This is a genomic window from Candidatus Termitispirillum reticulitermitis (genome assembly GCF_054655775.1).
The window spans coordinates 1-1,753 of record NZ_BAAIHG010000127.1; the positions used below are offsets into that span (position 1 = coordinate 1).

General features: G+C 45.1%; 1 protein-coding gene. It reads left to right on the forward strand.

The window, feature by feature from the left end; genetic code table 11:
- The coding region (locus AC1MDJ_RS07680; protein WP_479690336.1) for a UvrD-helicase domain-containing protein at positions 1-1,753 on the forward strand (1,753 nt) is incomplete at both ends.

The following is a 1,753-nucleotide window of genomic DNA, read 5'->3' on the forward strand; positions in this document are numbered from 1 at the left end:
CGTAGCTGACAAGGTGCAAAACGCTGTTGATGAGCGCAAACGGCAGTTAGGGGAACTTAGCTTTAACGACGTCACCTATGCTGTTTATCAGATGTTGAACCAAGATGGCTTTGATAGTGCAGAGTATCTGTATTTCAGGCTAGACGGCAGACTGGAACATATATTTATAGATGAGTTTCAAGACACGTCTGATATTCAGTGGCAACTATTAAAGCCCTTAGTGGAGCAGGCTATGTCTGGTATAGGACAGCACGATAAGATGGGCAGTTTCTTCTGCGTAGGCGACCCCAAGCAGACCATATATAGGTTTCGTGGGAGCGACCCCGAACATTTTAGCAACGTTGTGGCGGAATATAGCACTAGGCAGATGATTGACGAGCATGAACTGGCGGATAACTACCGCAGTGACCCGCAGATTGTGGATTTCACAAACAAATTATTCTTAGAGGGACAGAATAACCTGTTATTGTCTAAAGATGTGAAGTTTGATTTTAATAAGCAAAGTGCTGTTAGCCCCAATAACGGCTACGTTGCCTTATACGCCGAAGGGGATAAAGGGGATAAAACCGCCGATGTGTTTGCTGCTAGATTCAAGCGACTTGAAAATATACTAAAAGAGTTGCAACAGGCTGGCTGGGCGTATAAAGACGTGGCTATTTTAGTGAAAAAGCGCAAGACTGGGGCAGACGTAAAGAATCTGCTTGCAGGCATTAAAATCGGTGCATCGTTAGCCTTTTCTGAAAAGTTAAGCGACTCCGCCCCATACATAGCCCTTGACAACCTATTAAGGTATATATCGTTAAATGATGAACTGGCACTTGCTAATTATCTATTTGCTGAGCCGAGCATAGCCCCCAGCGGCATTTTGGGCGATAAGTCGGTATATAACGCATTAAAAGGGGAGCTGGACAGCAGACTAGCGCGTTATAAAGAGAAACGACTGCCCATATACGACTATATTTTGCGGCTTGATGGCAAGTTTTCATTCTTTGAGCGTTTTGCCAACGACCCTAATCTAACTGCACTGATTGATATTATAGCTGTGAATTTGCCCTCACAAACTAACCCGCTTGCGTTTAGTCAGATGCTCAGCGACCTAGCAGCGGGAGCATCTGCAGCTAACTCTGGCAATGCTAACGAATTAACTATTATGACATTGCACGGCTCAAAGGGGCTGGAGTTCCCAGTGGTAATCTTATTTGATATTAACACGCCCTTTAAGAGGAGCAATCAAGATAAGTATTTCATATCAAAAACTCCGAAACTTATCCGTTGGCGCACTAAAAATACGGAAAGCTATTCGTCAGACGAGTATATTGTAGCCGCTGGCAGGGAGGATGCCCTGCGGGAGCTGGGTATATTGAATGAAACTTACGTTGCCGTGACTAGAGCAAAGCATATTCTATACTATATAGTTGGGTTGACGGAAAGAAAGGACGACAATATTGACAGACGTGTTAGCTCCGTATTTTTTACGGCTGACACTGCTAGCTATGCTCCGTTTATATTGGGCGAACTGCCCGCACCGCTCTCTGCTAACGAGGACACAGACGGCGAGCAGGTGGTGGACGAATACAACATTGCTCTGCCAAAGTTGCAAGATTTAGAGGAACAAAACATTGAAACGCCAGAAATGCTTGAAACGCCTGACATTGAGGAAAGCGAGCCAGCGGACGAAAAAGAATATGAGACGCAGGAGTATAGACGTTATGGGGAGTTTGTGCACTATGCGGTTTATCAGCTGTGTGCGTTC